This is a genomic window from Streptomyces sp. NPDC048389, from assembly GCF_040706335.1.
Classification (GTDB): domain Bacteria; phylum Actinomycetota; class Actinomycetes; order Streptomycetales; family Streptomycetaceae; genus Streptomyces.
Map to the genome: position 1 here is coordinate 39212 of NZ_JBEZKP010000005.1, position 17124 is coordinate 56335.

Annotated in this window: 14 protein-coding genes; all 14 read left to right on the top strand. The window is 69.1% G+C overall.

Annotated elements, in window-relative coordinates; genetic code table 11:
• Positions 1–545: 545 nt before the first annotated feature.
• The 14 genes from AB0903_RS05590 to nuoN all read left to right on the top strand — a co-directional run bounded on the left by AB0903_RS05590 (position 546) and on the right by nuoN (position 17067).
• The gene (locus AB0903_RS05590; protein ID WP_366699296.1) at positions 546–905 is read left to right on the top strand and encodes an NADH-quinone oxidoreductase subunit A; all 360 of its coding nucleotides are present in this window, start codon (positions 546–548) and stop codon (positions 903–905) included.
• Between the two features lie 18 nt (positions 906–923).
• Positions 924–1478 (top strand): NADH-quinone oxidoreductase subunit B family protein, encoded by a 555-nt coding sequence (locus tag AB0903_RS05595; RefSeq protein WP_030565381.1) that lies wholly within the window; start codon positions 924–926, stop codon positions 1476–1478.
• 138 nt (positions 1479–1616) lie between these two features.
• On the top strand, positions 1617–2345 hold the full coding sequence (locus tag AB0903_RS05600; RefSeq protein WP_366699298.1) for an NADH-quinone oxidoreductase subunit C: 729 nt from the start codon (positions 1617–1619) through the stop codon (positions 2343–2345).
• A gap of 55 nt (positions 2346–2400) precedes the next feature.
• Positions 2401–3717, top strand: a complete 1317-nt coding sequence (locus tag AB0903_RS05605) for an NADH-quinone oxidoreductase subunit D (protein ID WP_366699300.1) — start codon at positions 2401–2403, stop codon at positions 3715–3717.
• A complete protein-coding gene (gene nuoE / locus AB0903_RS05610) occupies positions 3714–4547 on the top strand; it encodes an NADH-quinone oxidoreductase subunit NuoE (RefSeq protein WP_366699302.1) in 834 nt (277 codons plus the stop codon). Before AB0903_RS05605 ends, nuoE begins: the two co-directional genes overlap by 4 nt.
• Positions 4547–5926, top strand: coding sequence for an NADH-quinone oxidoreductase subunit NuoF (gene nuoF, locus AB0903_RS05615; RefSeq protein WP_366699304.1), 1380 nt, complete (start codon positions 4547–4549; stop codon positions 5924–5926). The genes nuoE and nuoF overlap by 1 nt, the downstream gene beginning before the upstream one ends.
• A gap of 97 nt (positions 5927–6023) precedes the next feature.
• Complete coding sequence (locus tag AB0903_RS05620; protein WP_366699306.1) at positions 6024–8528, top strand: NADH-quinone oxidoreductase subunit G; 2505 nt, start codon at positions 6024–6026, stop codon at positions 8526–8528.
• 124 nt (positions 8529–8652) lie between these two features.
• Entirely contained in the window at positions 8653–10050 is a 1398-nt protein-coding gene (gene nuoH, locus AB0903_RS05625) for an NADH-quinone oxidoreductase subunit NuoH (protein ID WP_366699308.1), read from the top strand.
• Positions 10043–10690, top strand: coding sequence for an NADH-quinone oxidoreductase subunit NuoI (gene nuoI / locus AB0903_RS05630; RefSeq protein WP_366699310.1), 648 nt, complete (start codon positions 10043–10045; stop codon positions 10688–10690). The genes nuoH and nuoI overlap by 8 nt, the downstream gene beginning before the upstream one ends.
• Positions 10687–11586 (top strand): NADH-quinone oxidoreductase subunit J, encoded by a 900-nt coding sequence (locus AB0903_RS05635; RefSeq protein ID WP_366699312.1) that lies wholly within the window; start codon positions 10687–10689, stop codon positions 11584–11586. The genes nuoI and AB0903_RS05635 overlap by 4 nt, the downstream gene beginning before the upstream one ends.
• Complete coding sequence (nuoK, locus tag AB0903_RS05640) at positions 11583–11882, top strand: NADH-quinone oxidoreductase subunit NuoK (RefSeq protein WP_023539425.1); 300 nt, start codon at positions 11583–11585, stop codon at positions 11880–11882. Before AB0903_RS05635 ends, nuoK begins: the two co-directional genes overlap by 4 nt.
• A gap of 15 nt (positions 11883–11897) precedes the next feature.
• On the top strand, positions 11898–13841 hold the full coding sequence (gene nuoL / locus AB0903_RS05645; protein WP_366699314.1) for an NADH-quinone oxidoreductase subunit L: 1944 nt from the start codon (positions 11898–11900) through the stop codon (positions 13839–13841).
• Between the two features lie 2 nt (positions 13842–13843).
• The gene (locus AB0903_RS05650; protein ID WP_366699316.1) at positions 13844–15415 is read left to right on the top strand and encodes an NADH-quinone oxidoreductase subunit M; all 1572 of its coding nucleotides are present in this window, start codon (positions 13844–13846) and stop codon (positions 15413–15415) included.
• Positions 15412–17067, top strand: coding sequence for an NADH-quinone oxidoreductase subunit NuoN (gene nuoN / locus AB0903_RS05655; protein WP_366699318.1), 1656 nt, complete (start codon positions 15412–15414; stop codon positions 17065–17067). The genes AB0903_RS05650 and nuoN overlap by 4 nt, the downstream gene beginning before the upstream one ends.
• Positions 17068–17124: the final 57 nt, after the last annotated feature.

The following is a 17124-nucleotide window of genomic DNA, read 5'->3' on the forward strand; positions in this document are numbered from 1 at the left end:
CCGCTTTACATCCATGGCCAAGCCCGCCTTTGTTGAACTCTTGAGTGAGTGGCGCAGGTCACAGAATGGTCAACGCCGAGGCTGCTCGTGAACTCGTGAAGAGGCGGGCGCGTCCACCGTGATCCGTCCGATGCCCCTGTCGGGTGACCCGTCGTCCAATATCACCCGATGCGGTCCATCTCCAATTTGCGTGCGGTCATCTCCGCTTGATAGGTCACCCCCGCCCCGACCAGCGGTGACGAGTTCCGATGTCACGGCTCGTGATCGGTCGGGCGCTTCATGTGCGAAGATCGCCGCTCATCCGACTTCATGATCCTTCGTCGGGTGGTGGAGATCACAAACTCCGTGACCGACCCCGTGTCGCAGATCACAGACCGACGGGCATAGGATGCGAGGCAGTCGGGCTTGTGAACTGCCTCACATGTGCACGATCTTCCGGCGCGACCCTCGGTCGCGATCTTCGGAAGTGGGTGTCACCTGCGGGATGGTGAGGCGGTTGCCCGGTGCGGTCCAACGGTCAAGGACGACTGGAAGGAGCGAGGAGGGTGAATGCCTACGTGCCCATCCTTGTGCTCGGCGCCCTCGGGGCAGGGTTTGCGATCTTCTCCGTGGTCATGGCCACGCTTATCGGCCCCAAGCGGTACAACCGGGCAAAGCTCGATGCGTACGAGTGCGGCATCGAACCCACCCCCACACCTGCCGGAGGTGGTCGCTTCCCGATCAAGTACTACCTGACGGCGATGCTCTTCATCATTTTCGACATCGAGATCGTCTTCCTCTATCCCTGGGCCGTCAGCTTCGACGCCCTGGGGATCTTCGGGCTCGTGGAGATGCTGCTCTTCGTGCTCACCGTCTTCGTCGCCTACGCGTATGTATGGCGGCGCGGCGGCCTGGAATGGGACTGAGGAGCTGAGGGGCACACCATGGGACTCGAAGAGAAGCTGCCGAGCGGTTTCCTGCTCACCACCGTCGAACAGGCCGCGGGCTGGGTGCGCAAGTCATCCGTCTTCCCCGCGACCTTCGGCCTGGCCTGCTGCGCCATCGAGATGATGACGACCGGCGCCGGCCGTTACGACCTCGCCCGCTTCGGCATGGAGGTCTTCCGCGGTTCGCCGCGCCAGGCCGACCTGATGATCGTGGCCGGCCGGGTGAGCCAGAAGATGGCGCCCGTCCTGCGCCAGGTGTACGACCAGATGCCCAATCCCAAGTGGGTCATTTCCATGGGGGTTTGCGCGTCTTCTGGCGGAATGTTCAATAATTACGCGATTGTGCAGGGCGTTGATCATGTGGTCCCTGTCGACATCTATCTGCCGGGCTGCCCGCCCCGCCCCGAGATGCTGCTGGACGCGATTCTCAAGCTCCACCAGAAGATCCAGAGCTCCAAGCTCGGCGTGAACGCGGAGGAAGCCGCCCGCGAGGCGGAGGAGGCCGCCCTCAAGGCCCTCCCGACGATCGAGATGAAGGGGCTGCTGCGGTGAGCGACGGCCGTTACACCAGCCGCTGCCGCGGCGGGGCGGCCGCCGGGCCGCGGGCGGACACGAAAGCCGCGCCTCCACTCCCCCTGCCTTCGGCGGGCGGGGCCCCCGGTGCGGACGGAGAAGTACGAGGGGGACACGATGAGTGACCAGCCGAACCCGGAGAAGGAGCTCTCCGAGCAGAACCTTCCGGGACAACGCGGTGAGCACGGCGAGGAGATCCGCGTCCAGCGCGGCATGTTCGGCGCCAACGACGGAGGCGACACGTCCGGTTACGGAGGGCTCGTACGCTCCGTACGGCTGCCGGGTCCGGCCTCCCGCCCGTACGGCGGCTACTTCGACGAGGTCGCCGACGAACTCGAGGGCGCGCTCGAGGAGCAGGGCCTGGTGCCCGAGAACGCCATCGAGAAGACCGTCGTCGACCGCGGCGAACTCACCTTCCACATCGCGCGCGAGCACCTGCCGCGGGTGGCGAGGACCCTGCGGGACGACCCGGCACTGCGCTTCGAGCTCTGCACCGGCGTGAGCGGGGTGCACTACCTCGAGGACAAGGGCCGCGAGCTGCACGCCGTCTACCACCTGCGCTCGCTCACCCACGGCCGGATCCTCCGGCTGGAGGTCTCCGCCCCGGACAGCGACCCGCACATCCCGTCCCTGGTGCCGGTCTATCCCACCAACGACTGGCACGAGCGCGAGACCTACGACTTCTTCGGGCTCGTCTTCGACGGCCACCCCGCTCTCACCCGGATCATGATGCCGGACGACTGGCAGGGCTTCCCGCAGCGCAAGGACTATCCCCTCGGCGGCATCGCCGTCGAGTACAAGGGCGCCCAGATCCCGGCTCCGGACCAGCGGAGGTCGTACTCGTGACTGTTCACCCGTCACCCGACCACCGCCCCTCAACGACTCCCTTCGGGAGGCTGCGATGACCACTGCAAGCGCACGCGAAACCACCGAGGGTCCGGTCTACACGGTCACCGGTGGTGACTGGGACGAGGTCGTCCAGTCCGCGGCCAGGACCGACGACGAGCGGATCGTCGTCAACATGGGGCCGCAGCACCCCTCCACGCACGGTGTGCTCCGGCTGATCCTGGAGATCGACGGCGAGACCGTCACCGAGGCCCGCTGCGGCATCGGCTACCTCCACACCGGCATCGAGAAGAACCTCGAGTACCGGACCTGGACGCAGGGCACCACCTTCGTCACGCGCATGGACTACCTGACGCCGTTCTTCAACGAGACGGCGTACTGCCTGGGCGTGGAGCGGCTGCTCGGCATCGATGACCGGATCCCGGACCGGGCGTCGGTCGTACGGGTCCTGCTGATGGAGCTCAACCGGCTCTCCTCGCACCTGGTCGCCATCGCCACCGGCGGTATGGAACTGGGCGCCACCACGATCATGATCTACGGATTCCGTGATCGTGAACTCATTCTCGATGTCTACGAGCTGATCACCGGGCTGCGCATGAACCACGCGTACATCAGGCCCGGCGGACTCGCCCAGGACCTGCCGCCCGGCGCGATCGACCAGCTTCGCGAGCTCGTGAAGGCCCTGAAGAAGAACCTGCCGGAGTACGACAAGCTCGCCACCGGCAACCCGATCTTCAAGTCCCGTCTTCAGGACGTCGGGTACCTGGACCTGGCCGGCTGCATGGCGCTCGGCGCGACCGGACCGATCCTGCGCTCCACGGGCCTCGCCCACGACCTGCGCAAGACCGACCCGTACTGCGGCTACGAGACCTACGACTTCGACGTCCCGACCGCCGACACCTGCGACTCCTACGGCCGATTCCTCATCCGGCTCGAGGAGATGCGGCAGTCGCTGCGGATCGTCGAGCAGTGCCTGGACCGGCTGGAGCCGGGCCCGGTGATGGTCGACGACAAGAAGATCGCCTGGCCCGCGCAGCTGGCCCTCGGCCCCGACGGCCTCGGCAACTCCCTCGACCACATCAAGAAGATCATGGGCACCTCCATGGAGGCCCTGATCCACCACTTCAAGCTGGTCACGGAGGGATTCCGGGTCCCGGCCGGGCAGGTGTACGCCGCGGTCGAGTCGCCCAAGGGCGAACTCGGCGTCCACGTCGTCTCCGACGGCGGCACCCGGCCCTTCCGGGTCCACTTCCGCGACCCGTCGTTCACCAATCTGCAGGCCATGGCGGCCATGTGCGAGGGCGGCCAGGTCGCCGACGTCATCGTCGCCGTCGCGTCCATCGACCCCGTGATGGGAGGCGTCGACCGATGACGGACGTATCGCTGGGCATGCCGCAACCGCCCGCGCCCGACTACCCGGCCGATGTGCGCGCGAGGCTGGAGGCGGACGCGAAGGAGATCATCGCCCGCTATCCCGGCAGCCGGTCCGCCCTGCTGCCCCTGCTGCACCTCGTGCAGTCGGAAGAGGGCCATGTGACCCGCACGGGCATGCGGTTCTGCGCCGAGACGCTCGACCTCACCACGGCGGAGGTCACCGCGGTCGCCACCTTCTACTCCATGTACCGGCGCAAGCCGTCCGGCGACTACCAGGTCGGCGTCTGCACCAACACGCTCTGCGCGGTGATGGGCGGCGACGCGATCTTCGAGGAACTCAAGGAGCACCTCGGCGTCGGGAACAACGAGACGACCGAGGACGGCAAGGTCACCCTCGAGCACATCGAGTGCAACGCCGCCTGCGACTTCGCGCCCGTGGTGATGGTCAACTGGGAGTTCTTCGACAACCAGACCCCCGAGTCGGCGAAGAGGCTCGTCGACGACCTGCGCGCCGGCGAGCAGGTCAGCCCCACCCGCGGCGCGCCCCTGTGCACGTACAAGGAGACCGCCCGCATCCTGGCCGGCTTCCCCGACGAGCGCCCCGGCGCGGTCGAGGCGACCGGCGGCGCGGGCCCGGCGTCGCTGATCGGTCTGCGGCTCGCCAAGGGCGAGACGGCACCGGCGCGGGTGGTCCATCCGCGCGGCGAGGCGCCGCACGAGCCACCGCAGCCCGGTTCCCAGCACCTGAGCTCGCACGACGCACCGCAGAGGACTTCGGCGTCCGACCCGGACAACCCGGCCGGACCTGTGGCCGCGGAGGGGGAGTGATGACCGTGTCCACCGAATACGGCGGCGATTCGCGGCCGGAGATCACGTCGGAGGGCAGCCCGGAGAAGCTCCTCTCCCCGGTCCTGTCGGCCTTCTGGGACGAACCGCGGTCATGGACGCTCGAGACCTACCGCAGGCACGACGGCTACGAGGGCCTGCGCAAGGCGCTCGCCATGTCACCGGACGACCTGATCGCCTACGTCAAGGACGCCGGTCTGCGCGGCCGCGGCGGCGCGGGCTTCCCCACCGGTATGAAGTGGCAGTTCATTCCGCAGGGCGACGGCAAGCCGCACTACCTCGTCGTCAACGCGGACGAGTCGGAGCCGGGCACCTGCAAGGACATCCCCCTTCTGTTCGCCAATCCGCACTCCCTCATCGAGGGAATCGTGATCGCCTGCTACGCGATCCGCTCCAGTCACGCCTTCATCTACCTGCGCGGTGAGGTCGTCCCCGTACTGCGGCGGCTGCACGAGGCCGTGCGCGAGGCGTACGCGGCGGGCTACCTCGGCAAGGACATCCTCGGCAGCGGACTCGACCTCGAACTCATCGTGCACGCGGGCGCCGGCGCGTACATCTGCGGTGAGGAGACCGCGCTGCTGGACTCCCTGGAGGGCCGCCGCGGCCAGCCCCGGCTGCGGCCCCCCTTCCCCGCGGTCGCCGGCCTCTACGCCTGCCCCACCGTGGTGAACAACGTCGAGTCCATCGCCTCGGTTCCCGCGATCCTCCACAAGGGCAAGGACTGGTTCAGGTCCATGGGCAGCGAGAAGTCCCCGGGCTTCACGCTGTACTCGCTCAGCGGCCACGTCGCGAGCCCCGGCCAGTACGAGGCGCCGCTCGGCATCACCCTGCGCCAGCTGCTCGACATGAGCGGCGGCATGCGCCCGGGTCACCGGCTGAAGTTCTGGACGCCCGGCGGCTCCTCGACCCCGATGTTCACCGAAGAGCACCTCGACGTCCCGCTGGACTACGAAGGCGTCGGCGCGGCCGGTTCGATGCTCGGCACCAAGGCGCTCCAGTGCTTCGACGAGACGACGTGCGTGGTGCGGGCCGTCACCCGCTGGACCGAGTTCTACGCGCACGAGTCCTGCGGCAAGTGCACACCGTGCCGCGAAGGCACCTACTGGCTGGTGCAGTTGCTCCGCTCCATCGAAAACGGGGCCGGCACCCTTGCCGATCTGGACAAGCTGAACGACATCGCCGACAACATCAACGGCAAGTCCTTCTGCGCCCTCGGCGACGGCGCCGCGTCGCCGATCTTCTCCTCGCTCAAGTACTTCCGCGACGAGTACGAGCAGCACATCACCGGCAAGGGCTGCCCCTTCGACCCCGCACGGTCGACGGCCTGGGCCGACCGACACACCACGGAGGTGTCCGCATGACTGTGGCGCACGCGCCGAATCCCGGCCGCGGCCCCGCCGCAGGCCGCTGCGCGGACGAAGCCGCGCAGACCGCCCGGCACCACGGGGAGGTGCGGGCATGACCGTCACCACGACCGGTTCCACCGCCGCGGGCGGCGGCGCCGTGCCGCCGGAGGATCTCGTCTCGCTGACGATCGACGGTGTGGAGATCTCCGTCCCCAAGGGGACGCTGGTCATCCGGGCCGCCGAGATGCTCGGGATCGAGATCCCGCGCTTCTGCGACCACCCGCTCCTCGACCCGGTCGGCGCCTGCCGCCAGTGCATCGTGGAGGTGGAGGGGCAGCGCAAGCCGATGGCCTCCTGCACCATCACCTGCACCGACGGCATGGTCGTCAAGTCGCAGCTCACCTCGCCCGTCGCCGAGAAGGCGCAGAAGGGCGTGATGGAGCTGCTGCTGATCAACCATCCGCTGGACTGCCCGGTCTGCGACAAGGGCGGTGAGTGCCCGCTGCAGAACCAGGCGGTCTCCCACGGCCAGGCCGACTCCCGCTTCGAGGGCAAGAAGCGGACCTTCGAGAAGCCGGTCCCGGTCTCCACCCAGGTGCTGCTCGACCGCGAGCGGTGCGTGCTGTGCGCGCGCTGCACCCGCTTCTCCAACCAGATCGCGGGCGACCCGATGATCGAGCTGCTGGAGCGCGGTGCGCTGCAGCAGGTCGGCACCGGCGAGGGCGACCCGTTCGAGTCGTACTTCTCCGGCAACACCATCCAGATCTGCCCGGTCGGGGCGCTGACCTCCGCCGCCTACCGGTTCCGCTCCCGCCCGTTCGACCTCATCTCCTCACCGTCCGTCTGCGAGCACTGCGCGGGCGGCTGCGCGACCCGGACCGATCACCGCCGCGGCAAGGTCATGCGGCGTCTGGCCGCGGAGGACCCGGAGGTCAACGAGGAGTGGCTGTGCGACAAGGGGCGCTTCGCCTTCCGCTACTCCCAGCAGCGCGACCGGCTCACCACGCCCCTGGTCCGCAACGAGCAGGGTGTGCTGGAGCCGGCGAGCTGGCCGGAGGCGCTGGAGGCAGCCGCTCGCGGTCTCGTCAAGGGCCGCACCGGTGTCCTGACCGGCGGCCGGCTGACCGTGGAGGACGCCTACGCGTACGCCAAGTTCGCCCGCGTCGCACTCGACACCAACGACATCGACTTCCGCGCCCGGATCCACTCCGCGGAGGAGGCCGACTTCCTCGCGGCGCGCGTCGCGGGGCAGGGCAGGGACCTGTCCGGCACCGGAGTCACCTACGCGGCGCTGGAGAAGGCCCCGGCGGTGCTGCTCGCCGGGTTCGAGTCCGAGGAGGAGGCCCCCGGCGTCTTCCTGCGGCTGCGCAAGGCCCACCGCAAGCACGGCCAGCGCACCTTCTCCCTCGCCACGCACGCCACCCGCGGCCTCGCCAAGTGCGGCGGCACGCTGCTCCCCGCCGCGCCCGGCACCGAGGCCGAGTGGCTGACTGCGTTGTCTCAAGAGGGCCTCGCCTCCGGCACCGGCCTCGACGGGGACGGCGCGCGGGCGGCCCAGGCGCTGCGCGCCGACGGGGCGGTGATCGTGGTCGGGGAGCGGCTCGCCGCCGTACCCGGCGGCCTCACCGCGGCCGTACGAGCGGCGACCGCCACCGGCGCCCGGCTGGTGTGGATCCCGCGCCGCGCCGGTGAGCGCGGCGCCGTGGAGGCCGGCGCGCTGCCGTCGCTGCTGCCCGGCGGCCGGCCGGCCACCGACCCGCGGGCCCGTGAGGAGACCGCGGCGGTGTGGCGCGTACGCGAACTCCCGCACCGCTACGGCCGCGACACCGGGCAGATCGTCGAGGCGGCGGCCACCGGGGAACTGGGCGCGCTGCTCGTCGCCGGTGTCGAGGTCGCGGACCTGCCCGACCCGGCGCGGGCGCGTGAGGCGCTCGACGCGGTCGGCTTCCTGGTCTCCCTGGAACTGCGGCCGAGTGAGGTCACCGACCGGGCGGACGTCGTCTTCCCGGTCGCGGCCGTCGCGGAGAAGCCGGGGACGTTCCTCAACTGGGAGGGACGGGCCCGGATGTTCGAGGCCGCGCTGAAGCCCGACCACATGACCCGCCGCCTCGCTCCCACGGACGCACGGGTGCTGCACATGCTCGCCGACACCCTCGACGTGCACTTCGGTCTCCCGGACCTCAAGTCCGTACGCACCGAACTGGACCGGCTCGGCCGCTGGGACGGCCCGCGGGCCACCGAACCGCTGGAGGGCGCGCACCCGCTGCCCCGGGCCGGTGAGGGCGAGGCGGTCCTCGCCGGTCACCGGCTCCTGCTCGACAACGGTGTGCTCCAGCAGGGCGACGAGGCGCTGGCCGGCACCCGGCACGCGGCGGTCGCCCGGCTCTCGGCTGCCACCGCGGCGGAGACGGGCGTCAAGGACGGCGACGAACTGGAGGTCACCGGACCGGCCGGCTCCGTACGGCTGCCGCTCCAGGTCAGCGAGATGCCCGACCGGGTCGTGTGGCTGCCGCTGAACTCGGTGGGCGGCGGCGTCACCGCCGACACGGGCGCCCGCCCCGGCGAGCTCGTCCGTATCGCGCCCGCCGCAGCGGCCGCCCCGGAGGTGCAGTCATGACCCCCCGTGACCCCGGCCGGCCGGTGGCCGCGCGCTCGCGCGCCGCCCTGCCACCGGCCGGGTCCCCGACCCCCGCCGGCCTGCCGGGCACCGTTCCGGCCGCCCCCGCATCGGAGGTGCGCGCATGACCACGCTGGCACATGTCGCAGAAGCCCAGCGCAGCGTTCTCGCGCTCGAGGACCTGTCGATGTTCGGACGCGACCCGTGGTGGCTCGTCGTCATCAAGGCCGTGTTCTGCTTCGCCTTCCTGATGGTGACCGTGCTCTTCTCCATCGTGTGGGAGCGCAAGGTCGTCGCCTGGATGCAGTTGCGCATCGGACCCAACCGGCACGGCCCGTGGGGCCTGCTGCAGTCGCTCGCCGACGGCGTCAAGCTGATGCTGAAGGAGGACATCGTCGTCAAGCGGGCCGACAAGGCCGTGTTCGTCATCGCGCCGGTCCTCGCCGCCATCCCCGCCTTCTTGGCGGTCGCCGTGATCCCCTTCGGCCCGGCGGGCAACGAGGTCTCGATCTTCGGCACGCGGACGACGATGCAGCTCACCGACCTGCCGGTGGCGATGCTGTACGTCCTGGCGATCGGCTCGCTCGGCGTGTACGGCTTCGTCCTCGGCGGCTGGTCCTCCGGCTCGACGTACCCGCTCCTCGGCGGCGTCCGCGCCTCCGCCCAGGTCATCTCGTACGAGATCGCCATGGGCGTCGCGTTCGCCTCGGTCTTCCTCTACTCCGGCTCCATGTCGACCTCGGCGATCGTCGGGGCGCAGCAGGACCGCTGGTTCGTCGTGCTGCTACCGGTGTCGTTCCTGATCTACATGGTGACGATGATCGGTGAGTCGAGCCGGGCGCCCTTCGACATGCCCGAGTCCGAGGGCGACCTGGTCGGCGGCTTCAACACCGAGTACAGCTCCATCAAGTTCGCGATGTTCATGCTGGCCGAGTACATCCACATGATCACCGTCTCGATGATCGCGGTGACCTTGTTCCTCGGCGGCTGGCGTGCCCCCTACCCGGTCTCCGCGTTCTGGGAGGGCGCCAACCACGGCTGGTGGCCGCTGCTGTGGTTCTTCCTCAAGCTCCAGGTGCTGATCTTCTTCTTCATCTGGCTGCGCGGCACCCTGCCCCGCGTCCGCTACGACCAGCTGATGAAGCTCGGCTGGAAGGTCCTCATCCCGGTCTCCGTGGTCTGGCTGATGCTCGTGGCGACCGTGCGGGCGCTGCGCAACGAGAACTACGACTTCCAGCAGATCGTGCTGTACGTCGGCGGCGCGGTGATCGCGGTGCTGCTCCTCTCGTTCGTCGCCGACGTCTTCCGCGGCAAGAAGGAGAAGGCCGATGAGGCCGCCAGGCCGGCGCCTCCCGCCTTCGACCCGATGGCGGGCGGCTTCCCCGTACCGCCGCTGCCCGGACAGGAGTTGCCACCGGTCCCGCGCAGGCGGTCCCGGCAGGAGCGCGCACTGATTGTCAGTGGTGGACCCGATACTGACAGTGATGATCCTCGGGACGGAAAGGAGGCTGACGGTGTCTGAGGAATCCCAGAGCCAGGAATCCGAGAGCAAGTTCCTGAATCCGGTTGCCGGCTTCGGCGTGACCTTCAAGGCCATGTTCAAGAAGCGGCTGACCGAGCAGTACCCGGAGCAGGAAAAGGTCACGGCGCCGCGCTTCCACGGCCGGCACCAGCTCAACCGCCATCCGGACGGGCTCGAGAAGTGCGTCGGTTGCGAGCTGTGCGCCTGGGCCTGCCCGGCGGACGCGATCTATGTGGAGGGCGCGGACAACACCGAGGAGGAGCGGTACTCCCCGGGTGAGCGGTACGGCCGCGTCTACCAGATCAACTACGCCCGCTGCATCCTGTGCGGCCTGTGCATCGAGGCGTGCCCGACGCGCGCGCTCACGATGACCAACGAGTTCGAACTGGCCGACAGCAGCCGGGAGAACCTCATCTACACCAAGGAGCAGCTGCTCGCCGGTCTGGAAGAGGGCATGGTCGACTCGCCGCACGCGATCCACCCCGGCATGGACGAGCAGGACTACTACCGGGGCCTGGTCACGGAGGCAGCCCCGGGCACGGTCCGCCAGACCGCGGCCTCCAAGGACGGGAAGGTCCAGGAGGGCGAGTCGACCTTCGGCGAGGACGAGCCCGCGTCGAAGAAGGTGATCGGGGCATGAACACGTTCGCCGCCTCCGTCACCTCCACCGGCGAGGCAGTCCAGTTCTGGGTGCTCGGCACCGTCGCCGTGGTCGGGGCGCTGTGCACCATCCTGATGAAGCGGGCGGTGCACAGCGCCCTCTGCCTGGCCGGGACCATGATCATCCTGGCGGTGTTCTACCTGGCCAACGGCGCGTACTTCCTCGGTGTCGTCCAGATCATCGTCTACACCGGCGCGATCATGATGCTGTTCCTCTTCGTCGTCATGCTCGTCGGTGTCACCGCCGCCGACTCCCTCAAGGAGACGCTGAAGGGCCAGCGCTGGCTGGCGGTGGCCTGCGGGCTCGGCTTCGGCATTCTGCTGATCGCCGGCATCGGCAACGCGTCACTGCGGAACTTCAACGGCCTGGCCGCCGCCAACTCGGCGCACGGCGGGAACGTCGAGGGCCTCGCCGCGCTCATCTTCACCAGGTACGTCTTCGCCTTCGAGATCACCGGCGCACTGCTGATCACCGCGGCCGTCGGCGCGATGGTGCTCACCCACCGGGAGCGCACCGAGCGCGCCATGACCCAGCGCGAGCTGTCCGAGCAGCGCGTACGTGAAGGCAAGCACCTCCCGCCGCTGCCCGCCCCGGGTGTCTACGCCCGGCACAACGCGGTGGACATCGCCGGTCTGCTCCCGGACGGCACCACGTCCGAGCTGACGGTCAGCCGGACGCTGCGCGAGCGCGGTCAGATCCGGGACGTCTCCACAGAGGCGCTGAACGACCTCAAGGCGCTGGAGCAGCGCTCGGAGGAGCGCCTGGGGCGTGACCGGAGCCCGGACGACCGGGACGAGCACGACCGGGACGAGCACGACCGGGGCGAGCGCGACCGGGACGAGCGCGACCGGGACGGACAGGAGGCCAATCGGTGAATCCGGTCAACTACCTGTATCTGGCCGCCCTGCTGTTCACCATCGGTGCGGCAGGAGTCCTGATCCGGCGGAACGCGATCGTGGTGTTCATGTGCGTCGAGCTGATGCTCAACGCCTGCAACCTCGCGTTCGTCGCCTTCTCCCGTATGCACGGCAACCTCGACGGCCAGATCATCGCGTTCTTCACGATGGTCGTCGCCGCCGCCGAGGTCGTGGTGGGTCTCGCGATCATCGTGTCGGTGTTCCGCTCCCGCCACTCGGCCTCGGTCGACGACGCCAGCCTGATGAAGCTGTAAGGGGTCGGAAGAATCGTGGAGAACCTGATTGCGCTGCTCGTCGCGGCGCCACTGCTCGGGGCGGCGGTCCTGCTCTGCGGCGGACGCCGCCTCGACAAGACGGGCCACTGGCTGGGCACGCTGCTCGCCGCGGCCTCGTTCGTCATCGGTGCCGTGCTGTTCGTGGACATGCTCGGCAAGGGCGGGGAGGAACGCGCCCTGTACCAGAGCCTGTTCAGCTGGGTCCCCGTCGAGGGCTTCCAGGCGGACATCGCCTTCCAGCTCGACCAGCTGTCGATGACCTTCGTCCTGCTGATCACCGGTGTGGGCACCCTGATCCACATCTATTCGATCGGCTACATGGAGCACGACGAGCGGCGCCGCCGCTTCTTCGGCTACCTGAACCTCTTCCTCGCGGCGATGCTCCTGCTGGTCCTCGCCGACAACTACCTGCTGCTGTACATGGGCTGGGAGGGCGTCGGTCTCGCGTCCTACCTGCTCATCGGTTTCTGGCAGCACAAGCCCAGCGCGGCGACGGCGGCGAAGAAGGCGTTCCTCGTCAACCGGGTCGGCGACGTGGGCCTGTCGATCGCGATCATGCTGATGTTCACCACCTTCGGCACCTTCGCCTTCGGGCCGGTGCTGGAGGCCACGGGTGAGACCTCGGAGGGCATGCTGACGGCCATCGGCCTGATGCTGCTGCTCGCCGCCTGCGGCAAGTCCGCCCAGGTGCCGCTGCAGTCCTGGCTCGGTGACGCGATGGAGGGCCCGACCCCGGTCTCCGCCCTCATCCACGCCGCCACCATGGTCACCGCGGGTGTCTACCTCATCGTCCGTTCCGGCGCGATCTTCAACGCCGCTCCGGACGCGCAGCTCGCGGTCGTCATCGTCGGCGCCGTCACGCTCCTCTTCGGTGCGATCGTCGGTTGCGCGAAGGACGACATCAAGAAGGCACTGGCCGGTTCGACGATGTCGCAGATCGGCTACATGATCCTCGCGGCCGGCCTCGGTCCGATCGGATACGCCTTCGCGATCATGCACCTGGTAACGCACGGCTTCTTCAAGGCCGGGCTCTTCCTCGGCGCCGGTTCGGTCATGCACGGCATGAACGACGAGGTGGACATGAGGAAGTACGGGGGCCTGCGCACGTACATGCCGGTCACCTTCGTCACCTTCGGCCTCGGCTATCTGGCCATCATCGGCTTCCCGGGCCTGTCCGGCTTCTGGTCCAAGGACAAGATCATCGAGGCGGCGTTCGCCTACGACGACGGCGTCCGCGGCTGGATCTTCGGCGGCGTGGCCCTGCTCGGCGCCGGGATCACCGCGTTCTACATGACGCGCGTGATGATCATGACTTTCTTCGGCGAGAAGCGCTGGCAGCCCGCGCCCGACCCGGACAAGGCCGCGAGCGTCGAACCGGGTGTCGATGTGACGCCCGGCGAGATGCCGCACCCGCACGAGTCGCCGAAGTCGATGACCATCCCGATGATCGTGCTCGCCTTCGGATCCGTCTTCGCGGGAGCGTTCTTCTCGATCGGCGACCGGTTCGTCAACTGGCTCGCCCCGGTCACCCGGTTCGAGCACCCGCACCCGGTGATCAGCGTCCCGGCCATCACCACCGCCACGATGGTGGTCCTGCTGACCGGCGCCGTGATCGCCTATTGGATGTACGGGCGCCGGCCGGTGCCGGTCACCGCACCGCGCGGCTCGCTGCTCACCCGGGCCGCCCGCCGCGACCTCCTCCAGGACGACTTCAACCACGTGGTCCTGGTCCGAGGCGGCGAGCACCTCACAAGGTCCCTGGTCTACGTGGACCACAGCCTGGTCGACGGCGTGGTGAACGGGACGGCCGCCACGTTCGGCGGGCTCTCCGGCCGACTGCGCAAGCTGCAGAACGGCTACGCCCGCAGCTATGCGGTCTCGATGTTCGGCGGTACGGCGATCCTGATCGCCGCCACCCTGCTGATGAGGGCGGTCTGACAATGTCCTTTCCGATTCTGACGGCCACGGCGGTGCTCCCGGCCCTCGGGGCCATCGCCACCGCCGCCGTACCGGCCGGCAAGCGGAACGCGTCCAAGTGGCTGGCGCTGCTGGTCTCGCTGGGCACGCTGGTGCTCGCCGCGATCGTGCTCGTACGGTTCGAGCCGGGCGGTGACCGGTACCAGCTCACCGAGTCCCACGCCTGGATCGCCGACTTCGGCGTCCGCTACGAACTCGGTGTGGACGGCATCGGGGTCGTGATGGTGGCGCTGACCGCGCTGCTGATCCCGTTCGTCATCCTCGCCGGCTGGCACGACGCCGACCCCCTCGAGACGAAGTCGTCGCGCTGGCGGCCGACCCAGGGCTTCTTCGCCCTGATCCTGATGGTCGAGGCGATGGTGATCCTCTCCTTCGAGGCCACCGACGTCTTCCTCTTCTACATCCTGTTCGAAGCCATGCTGATCCCGATGTACTTCCTCATCGGCGGCTTCGGCGACCGCGCCCACGCGGGCACCGACGAGAACGCGGCGGCCCAGCGGTCCTACGCGGCCGTGAAGTTCCTGCTCTACAACCTGGCCGGCGGACTGATCATGCTGGCCGCCGTCATCGGTCTGTACGTGGTCGCGGGCAGCTTCTCGCTCTCCGAGATCGCCCAGGCGCGGGCGAGCGGCGAACTGGAGATGGCCACCAACACCGAGCGGCTGCTGTTCCTCGGCTTCTTCTTCGCCTTCGCGATCAAGGCGCCGCTGTGGCCGCTGCACACCTGGCTGCCCAACGCCATGGGCGAGGCGACCGCCCCGGTCGCGGTGCTGATCACGGCGGTGGTCGACAAGGTGGGTACGTTCGCGATGCTGCGCTTCTGCCTCCAGCTCTTCCCGGAGGCGTCGAAGTGGGCCACCCCGGCGATCCTGGTGCTGGCGCTGGTCAGCATCGTCTACGGCGCGCTGCTCGCCGTCGGCCAGCGCGACATCAAGCGCCTGATCGCCTACGCGTCGGTCTCCCACTTCGGCTTCATCATCATGGGCATCTTCGCGATGACCAGCCAGGGCCAGTCCGGCGCGACGCTCTACATGGTCAACCACGGACTGTCCACGGCGGCGCTGATGCTGGTGGCCGGCTTCCTGATCTCGCGGCGCGGTTCACGGCTCATCGCCGACTACGGCGGGGTGCAGAAGGTCGCCCCGGTGCTCGCCGGCACCTTCCTGATCGGCGGTCTGGCCACGCTCTCGCTGCCCGGGCTCGCGCCCTTCGTCAGCGAATTCCTGGTCCTGGTGGGCACGTTCGCCGCCTATCCCGTCGTCGGGATCGTCGCCACCGTCGGCATCGTGCTCGCCGCGCTCTACGTCCTCGTCCTCTACCAGCGGACGATGACCGGGCCGGTGAATCCCGAGGTGCGCAAGATGCCGGACCTCAGGGCACGTGAACTGGCGGTCGTCACCCCGCTGATCGCACTGCTGCTCTTCCTCGGCGTCTTCCCGAAGCCGCTGACGGAGATCATCGACCCGGCCGTGGAGCACACGATGTCCGACGTTCAGAAGCAGGACCCCCGGCCCGATGTGGAGGCGGCCAAGTGAGCGCTACAGCTGTCCACAGCCTGTGGACGACCGCTGCGGATGTCGAGCCGCTGGTCCGGATCCCCGCGCCCCACATCGAGTACGCACAACTGGCGCCCGTGCTGATCGTCGTCGGTGCGGCCGTCATCGGCATCCTCGTGGAGGCGACGGTCCCGCGCAGGGCCCGCTACCACACGCAGGTGTTCCTCGCCGTCGTCGCGCTCGCGGCCGCCTTCGCGGCGATCGTCGGGCTCGCCGTCAACGGGTACGCCACGACCGAGAAGCAGATCGCGGCGATGGGCGCCATCGCGGTCGACGGCCCGGCGCTGTTCTTGCAGGGCACCATCCTGCTGGCCTCGCTGGTCGCGGTCTTCACCTTCGCCGAGCGCCGGCTGGACCCGACCGCACACGGCAACCGCGTCGACTCCTTCGCCGCGGAGGCCGCCGCCGTGCCCGGCAGCGAGCACGAGAAGGCCGCGGTCAAGGCCGGGTTCACCACCACGGAGGTGTTCCCGCTCCTTCTCTTCGCGATCGCCGGCATGCTGGTCTTCCCGGCGGCCAACGACCTGTTGACGCTGTTCATCGCGCTCGAGGTCTTCTCCCTCCCGCTCTACCTCCTGTGCGCGCTGGCCCGCCGCAAGCGGCTCCTTTCGCAGGAGGCCGCGGTGAAGTACTTCCTCCTGGGCGCGTTCTCCTCCGCGTTCCTGCTCTTCGGCATCGCCCTGATGTACGGCTACGCGGGCTCCGTCTCGTACGCCCGGATCGCCGAGGTCGTCGAGGGCAGCGTCCGCACCATCGACCCGGCGCTCGCCGACACCATGGGCAACGACGCACTGCTGCTGATCGGCGGCGCGCTGATCCTCATGGGCCTGCTGTTCAAGGTCGGCGCGGTGCCGTTCCACATGTGGACTCCGGACGTCTACCAGGGTGCGCCGACCCCGCTCACCGGCTTCATGGCCGCGGCCACCAAGGTCGCCGCGTTCGGCGCGCTGCTGCGGCTGCTGTACGTGGTGCTGCCGGGCCTCGCCTGGGACTGGCGGCCGGTCATGTGGGCGGTCGCGATCGTCACCATGCTGGGCGGTGCGATCGTCGCCATCACCCAGACCGACATCAAGCGGCTGCTGGCGTACTCCTCGATCGCGCACGCCGGCTTCATTCTCGCCGGTGTGATCGCCACGACACCCGAGGGCATCTCCTCCGTCCTCTTCTACCTGCTCGCCTACTCCTTCGTGACCATCGGCGCGTTCGCCGTCGTCACCCTGGTGCGCGACGCGGGCGGCGAGGCGACGCACCTGTCCAAGTGGGCGGGGCTCGGGCGGCGTTCACCGCTGGTGGCGGCGGTCTTCGCGGTGTTCTTGCTGGCCTTCGCCGGTATTCCGCTGACCTCCGGTTTCTCCGGCAAGTTCGCCGTCTTCAAGGCGGCCGCGGAGGGTGGCGCGGGGGCGCTGGTCGTGGTGGGTGTGATCTCGTCCGCCATCGCGGCGTTCTTCTACGTCCGGGTCATCGTGCTGATGTTCTTCAGCGAGCCGAAGCCGGAGGGCCCCACGGTCGCCGTCCCCTCGCCGCTGACGATGACGACCATCGGCGTCGGCGTCGCGGTGACGCTGGTGCTCGGCCTCGCCCCCCAGTACTTCCTGGACCTGGCGAGCCAGGCGGGCGTGTTCGTGCGCTGACGGACGGCCCGCACACCGGGAAGGTCCGGCGTCTCCTCGGGGGAGAGGCCGGACCTT

Bases quoted from the DNA above. Each gene is read 5' to 3' on its own strand.
- AB0903_RS05650 (WP_366699316.1), top strand. From the start codon at position 13,844: ATGTCCTTTCCGATTCTGACGGCCACGGCGGTGCTCCCGGCCCTCGGG.
- nuoH (WP_366699308.1), top strand. From the start codon at position 8,653: ATGACCACGCTGGCACATGTCGCAGAAGCCCAGCGCAGCGTTCTCGCG.
- AB0903_RS05595 (WP_030565381.1), top strand. From the start codon at position 924: ATGGGACTCGAAGAGAAGCTGCCGAGCGGTTTCCTGCTCACCACCGTC.
- nuoE (WP_366699302.1), top strand. From the start codon at position 3,714: ATGACGGACGTATCGCTGGGCATGCCGCAACCGCCCGCGCCCGACTAC.
- AB0903_RS05600 (WP_366699298.1), top strand. From the start codon at position 1,617: ATGAGTGACCAGCCGAACCCGGAGAAGGAGCTCTCCGAGCAGAACCTT.
- AB0903_RS05620 (WP_366699306.1), top strand. From the start codon at position 6,024: ATGACCGTCACCACGACCGGTTCCACCGCCGCGGGCGGCGGCGCCGTG.
- nuoF (WP_366699304.1), top strand. From the start codon at position 4,547: ATGACCGTGTCCACCGAATACGGCGGCGATTCGCGGCCGGAGATCACG.
- AB0903_RS05605 (WP_366699300.1), top strand. From the start codon at position 2,401: ATGACCACTGCAAGCGCACGCGAAACCACCGAGGGTCCGGTCTACACG.
- AB0903_RS05635 (WP_366699312.1), top strand. From the start codon at position 10,687: ATGAACACGTTCGCCGCCTCCGTCACCTCCACCGGCGAGGCAGTCCAG.